At 28.3% G+C, this 6,000-nt stretch carries 3 protein-coding genes and 1 pseudogene; all 4 read left to right on the forward strand.

The window, feature by feature from the left end; translation table 11 throughout:
• The first annotated feature begins 165 nt into the window (after positions 1–165).
• Positions 166–2,772, forward strand: a complete 2,607-nt coding sequence (locus HMPREF2881_RS06805; RefSeq protein ID WP_002488702.1) for a YfhO family protein — start codon at positions 166–168, stop codon at positions 2,770–2,772.
• On the forward strand, positions 2,762–5,386 hold the full coding sequence (locus HMPREF2881_RS06810; RefSeq protein WP_002448840.1) for a YfhO family protein: 2,625 nt from the start codon (positions 2,762–2,764) through the stop codon (positions 5,384–5,386). Before HMPREF2881_RS06805 ends, HMPREF2881_RS06810 begins: the two co-directional genes overlap by 11 nt.
• Positions 5,387–5,658: 272 nt before the next feature.
• Positions 5,659–5,835 carry a hypothetical protein gene (locus HMPREF2881_RS11815; RefSeq protein ID WP_166667411.1) on the forward strand — a complete coding sequence of 59 codons (177 nt, stop codon included), beginning with the start codon at positions 5,659–5,661 and terminating at the stop codon, positions 5,833–5,835.
• Positions 5,805–5,964, forward strand: a pseudogene (locus HMPREF2881_RS12050) (transposase); the annotation flags it as partial. The gene HMPREF2881_RS11815 and the pseudogene HMPREF2881_RS12050, both read left to right, overlap by 31 nt.
• Positions 5,965–6,000 lie beyond the last annotated feature (36 nt).

Genomic DNA, 6,000 nt, shown 5'->3' on the forward strand with positions numbered 1-6,000 from the left:
TTTTAACATGCTATTTCATATTCATTAAATCGCTACTATTAAAAACAAATTTCTAATTTTTTATAAAACATATAAATACTTTTATTAGGAAGTTTAATACACTACAATTTAGTATGTAGTCATTTTTTAATTATTAATAGGACATTCTAACTACAGAGGTTTAATATGAAAAAATTTTTTACTTATCTAGGAATTTTTATAGCACTGTCCATCATAGGCCATAGTTATGTCATTTATCGTTTTATTCACGATGGCATTTTATTTACAGGTCCAAATGATGGAATGGAACAAATGGTTCCAATTCAAATGTATTTATTTGATAAATGGAGTAGTGGCAATTTGTTTTATTCCACCGATTTTGGATTAGGTGGAGATTTCTTTACAGATCTTAGTTACTACTTCTCCACAAATATTTTATTTATAATAAATGTAGTATTTATTGCACTTATTAAAATTTTTATTCCTTTACATACGCATGATATATTATTTTGGATGATTAATGCCCTTGTTATGTCCATGATTAAAGCAACGATTGCTATGTATTGCACTTACTTATATAGTAAATACATTTCAAATAACAAACGGTTAAGCTTAGTTGTAGCGTTTTTATTTGTTATGTCACCCTTATATTATCGCTTTACAGTGTATTGGCCCTTCTTTAGTGATGTGTTTGTTTGGATGCCGTTATTACTACTCTCTATTGAAAGAGTCTTGCAAAAACAGAAGTTTGGACTATTCATTGTTACTGTTTCTTTAATACTAATTAATAACTTTTATTTTGCATATTATCTTTGTTTAATAGGTGGGGGTTATATACTGATTCGTGTAATATTTAGACACCCAAAAGATATTCTCTCAAGAAGTAAAGCATTTTTAACTTTAATCATTAGTGCCCTGTTAGGTTTAGGCAATAGTTTATTTATCTTTTTTCATGGTGCTCAAAGCTTTTTAAATAACCGTCGTGTGCCTTTTTCTGGAGCAGTTGATACATTTGAAAAATTAGATATTAATACAAATATTTTCTTTGATAATTATTTAATTGTATTATTATTTATTACCATTCAAGCTCTTTTAAGTTTTAAATTATATAAACATTATTATTATCGTTTATTTGCTATCCTTACCTTTGTATTTATCATATTTAGTTTTATACCTTTCATCGACCAAGTATTTAATGGTTTTTCAGCGCCTCAAAAGCGTTGGCATTTTATTTTAGCTTTTAATTCCACACTATTAATCGGATTATTTTTAAAATATTTCAAAACACTAACTACAAAATCTTATCTAATAAGTAATATTATTGCAGAATTAGTTATATTTATAAGCGCTATAATATATCATAAATTTTTAGCATGGTTCATATTAGTCCCTATTGTATCTTTAATTGGACTGATGGTTCTTATCATTAAAGATCGTACATATCGTTTTAAATTAAGTTATTTATATAATATTTCAATTATATTATTAAGTATCTTGGTCTCTATAGTATTCATTAAAAATCAAATTTACTATAAAGATCACACTGATCGTGGAAATACGTTTTATATTAATTCCAGTTTATATAGTTCCGACTTACAACGTGCGCTTGTCAAAGAAATGAATCAAAATAAGCATGAGGATGAACGTATCGATTGGAGAGTCAACGAACAAGATAATACACCGATGTATCAACATTTTAAAGGGTTAAGTTTGTATTCAAGTATTTTCCATCATAATATACTCGATTATTATTACGATGCTTTAAAAATTAATTTAGCTGAGGAGTCATTGAGTCGATATCAATCAACGAATGGACGACAAAATATCGCGAGTCTATTTTCAGTGCGTTATATGATGCTAAAAAATTATCAAAATAACTTACCTTCCTACTTCAAAAAAATAAAATCAAGCGGGCAATATGGTATTTATGAAAATACACTTAACTTACCCTCTGTTAAAGTAACTGATTCTATATACAATAGTAAAAAATTAACAACTGCAATTGATAGAGAACATGCAATGTTAAAAGGTGTTATTTTAAACAATGAAGGCACAAGTTATAAAGATAAAGCTCCTAATTTATTAACTCAATCATCATTGAGTTATAAAAATCTAAAACATTTAAATGGTAATGTCTATAAAGTAATTGGAGATAAAGGTGGAACATTAACAATACACTTACCTCAATCATTACGCCAAAAGTATGATGATTTTTACGTTACGATGAAAATAAAGCGTGGTCATCCCGATAGTAATTACACAGTCTCTGTGAATAATTATGCAAATCACCGATTATTTAATAATTCTACTTATCGTACTGGTATTGATACACAACTTTATCGAACACAACCTGATAATAAAGGAAACATCAATATCACTTTATCTCCTAAAGGAACATTTTATTTAAATCTTCAACAATTAAATGGTGAAAACTATAAAATATTAAAACAAATGCATGAAAAAGCTGATTTTAATAACAAATATAAAGATATTAAAAATGGCGTCGAAGTCAACTTAGCTAAACATGATAAAGGGATTGCTTCAATTAATATTCCTTATAGAGAAGGTATGCAAGCGTATGTTGATGGACACCGTATTAAACCTATGAAAGTTAATTACATGATGACAGGCGTTCCTGTTAATTCATCTGCCAAAAAAATAATTATTAAATATCAACCACCTTATTGGAATACTATGATTTTAATTTCACTAATCAGTATAATAATAAGTGTTGTATTTGTTAGATTTGTTAATACCAAAAAGAGAAAGATGAGGAAAAACATTGATCAATAAAATTCGGTCCAATCGATTATTGACCTTTTTATCTATATTTATAATTGCTAATATCATTTCTTTGGCAGTTTATTATCCATTTATTCGAGATTATGTCAAAGAAGGATTTGTATTTAGTGGTTCCGGAGATGGTTTTAGACAAATGATGCCATTTCAAATGTACTTATATGAACATTATAGTAAGTTCAAAGGAGCCTATGATCAATCATTTGGATTAGGTGGAGATTACATTAAGGGGTTAGCCTATTATTATTCTTTATCTCCGATAATGTGGATTAATTTTTTTATAATCTGGGTAAGTCACTTTTTATTTCATTGGCAAACGAGTCACATCGCCTTTTGGGCAACTAACCAATTAATAATCGCTTACGCTAGAACGATTATTACAATTATTGTTGTATTTTACTACTTAAAATGGCTAAAGTTGAAAACGGCGCCATTGCTTATCGCTACTATTTTATATGGTGCATCCACTCTTGTTCTTTACTATAACTATACATGGTCATTTTATGGAGACTTATTGATTTTATTACCTTTATCTTTATGGGGAATGGAACGTTTCTTCCAAAAAAGAAGAATAGGGCTATTTATCTTTTCAGTTGCGCTGACCTTATTTTCTAATTTTTATTTCAGTTACTACCAAGCTATTGTATTAGGGATTTATTTCATATTAAGAATCATTTTTAAATATCGTTATGATATCGTATCAAGATGGGAAAAATTTTATTTACTCGTTATTGGTGCAATACTTGCGCTTTTATCTAGTATTTTAGGATTCTATACAGGTGTATCTTCATTCCTAAATAATGATAGAGCCCAAAATAATGACTTTAATATTACATTGTTTACAGATTTAACACAAAATAAATATCATATTTTTTCTGATGGTTTTTATATCACAGTTTCGATTATTGCATTGATGGCGTTATTTACGTTTAAGTTATATCGTCACTACTATTATAAAATTTTTGCTATTATCACTTGGTTTTTACTTATTGGATCTTTATCACAATACTTTGATAGTGCATTTAATGGCTTTTCACTGCCACAACGTCGATGGGTATACTTTTTATCTATTTCAACTAGTATCTTAATTGCATTATATATTCAATATTTATCTGAACTTACATTAAAACAATATTTACTTGTAGCAATTCCGGTATTTATATTTGGTTTATATCACTATATATTTACAAGTACTTATGTCAATTGGATGATTGTACCATTATTTTTAATCATCGTTTTAACCTTTGTAGTATGGAAAAAACAATGGTTATATCAACCCTATATACTAATAGCTATTGTGTTACTATTCTTTGTACAACAAATTATGATGACACACGATTCACGAGCTCGTACTATTGATCCGTATGCAACAACTACAAAAACATTAACAGATTCAAGTTATTATAACCATAAACTTGCTAAAAGAATTAATAATATTAAGAAACAAAAAGATAATAAAAATCCTTTCCATCGTATCGATTATATGTCAGCCTATGCACTCAATTCACCATTTATTTACCATTATAATGGCATTTCACTTTATTCAAGTATTTTTGATGGTGATATATTAAAATACTATGATAAAGAAATGCAAATTAATATGCCTGTTGATAAGAATAGTACATATCGATACTTAGGGAACCGAGCAAATTTAGAAGCCATGTGGGATGTTCAAAATCGGTTCCGACATCCTAACGATCTGAATATGCCTTATGGTTTTAAAAAGGTAGATACTATCAATAATGGTTCAGATAAATTAATTCATTCAGAAAATACTATTAATTATCCAGCCACTCATATTACTAATAAGATTTTTAATAAACATGATCTCAAATCGCCATTAGATCGTGAGCAAGCGATGCTACAAGGTGTAGTATTAGATGATGATTCAATAAAAGCGAATACTTCTTTCACTCAAAATAAAAACCTATTAAGTAAAGCATATCAATCTACACATAATGCTACTTGGAAAGATAAAACTCATTTAAACGTAGAAAAAAATAATGGTGGTATCACATTGACATTACCTAAAACTTTAGCTAATCAATATAAAGATATGTATGTCGAAATGGATGTAGAATTGTTAGCTCCCGATATTGAGCATTCTATAGGAGTAAATGAATATGCTCAAAATCGTAATATGCTAAGTTATAAATATCGACGTTTTGTAACTCCTGTAACAATGAGAGTAAAAGCGTCGGATCAATTAAAGATTCGTCTTACTAAAGGACATTATCGACTATCTATTAAAGGTATCTATGGAGAAGATTATCATACATTAAAACAAGCTTCTAAATCACTTAAACCTGTGACTATTTCACAATTTAGAAGTGGCTATACATTCACTAAACCTAAAGGAACTTCTGGATACTTAGTGGTCCCAATCGTCTATACTAACGGTATGCACGCAAGTGTTAATGGACACGATGTAGATGTAAAACAAGCTAACGGTATTATGACAGCTATTCCAGTCAAGAAAAATGATACTCATATTGAATTATCTTATACACCACCACATTTTTATAAACTATTAATTTTGAGCATTATCGGAATAATAAGCAGTATAATATTTAGCAGATATTTAAAAAGAAAAAATCAATTAAAATAAAAAGAGGCTGGGACATCATTTCTAGCAAAATAGCCAGTAAATGAGTTCATTATAAATTCATTTACTGGCTTCTTTATTTACAAATACTACGTATTGTTGACTCACTTTCTTAGGGGACAGGTTTAGCCTGTAGTCTTCAGTTTGTCCTGTTCTCTCAAGAATCTTGCCAAAATACTTTGTTATATGTAATTTTACATTGAAATATTTAAAAAAAATAAGGTTCTTTCCTATAATTTAATAAACTTCACTAAACTAAATTAACGAGGTGTCTTATGTATAAAGATGATAACATGACACAATTTACTCTACCAATGGAAACTTCAGTTCTCATTCCCATAAACGATATTGTAAAAACAATTACTAAGACTGAATTCGATAAATTCATTTGTCCAAACAATACCAAAAACAAAAACCATCTACAATCTACAGTCAAAGAAAAATCGATGTAGAGCCTGTTTTTGCATTTATGAAGGCGATTTTGTTTCCCTCGAATATCCATTAGAGAAATAAATAAAGCTAAAAGAGAACTAGAATTTGTGCTAATAGCACTTAATATGAGAAAAGTAATAGCTCGATGAGTTGAAAATAATCAAAAAAATTATAAAAAAGACAAT

Source organism: Staphylococcus sp. HMSC057A08 (assembly GCF_001812925.1).
Taxonomy (GTDB): domain Bacteria; phylum Bacillota; class Bacilli; order Staphylococcales; family Staphylococcaceae; genus Staphylococcus; species Staphylococcus hominis.

Excerpts from the sequence above, each read along its gene's own strand:
- HMPREF2881_RS06805 (WP_002488702.1), top strand. The coding sequence starts at position 166 with ATGAAAAAATTTTTTACTTATCTAGGAATTTTTATAGCACTGTCCATC.
- HMPREF2881_RS11815 (WP_166667411.1), top strand. The coding sequence starts at position 5,659 with ATGTATAAAGATGATAACATGACACAATTTACTCTACCAATGGAAACT.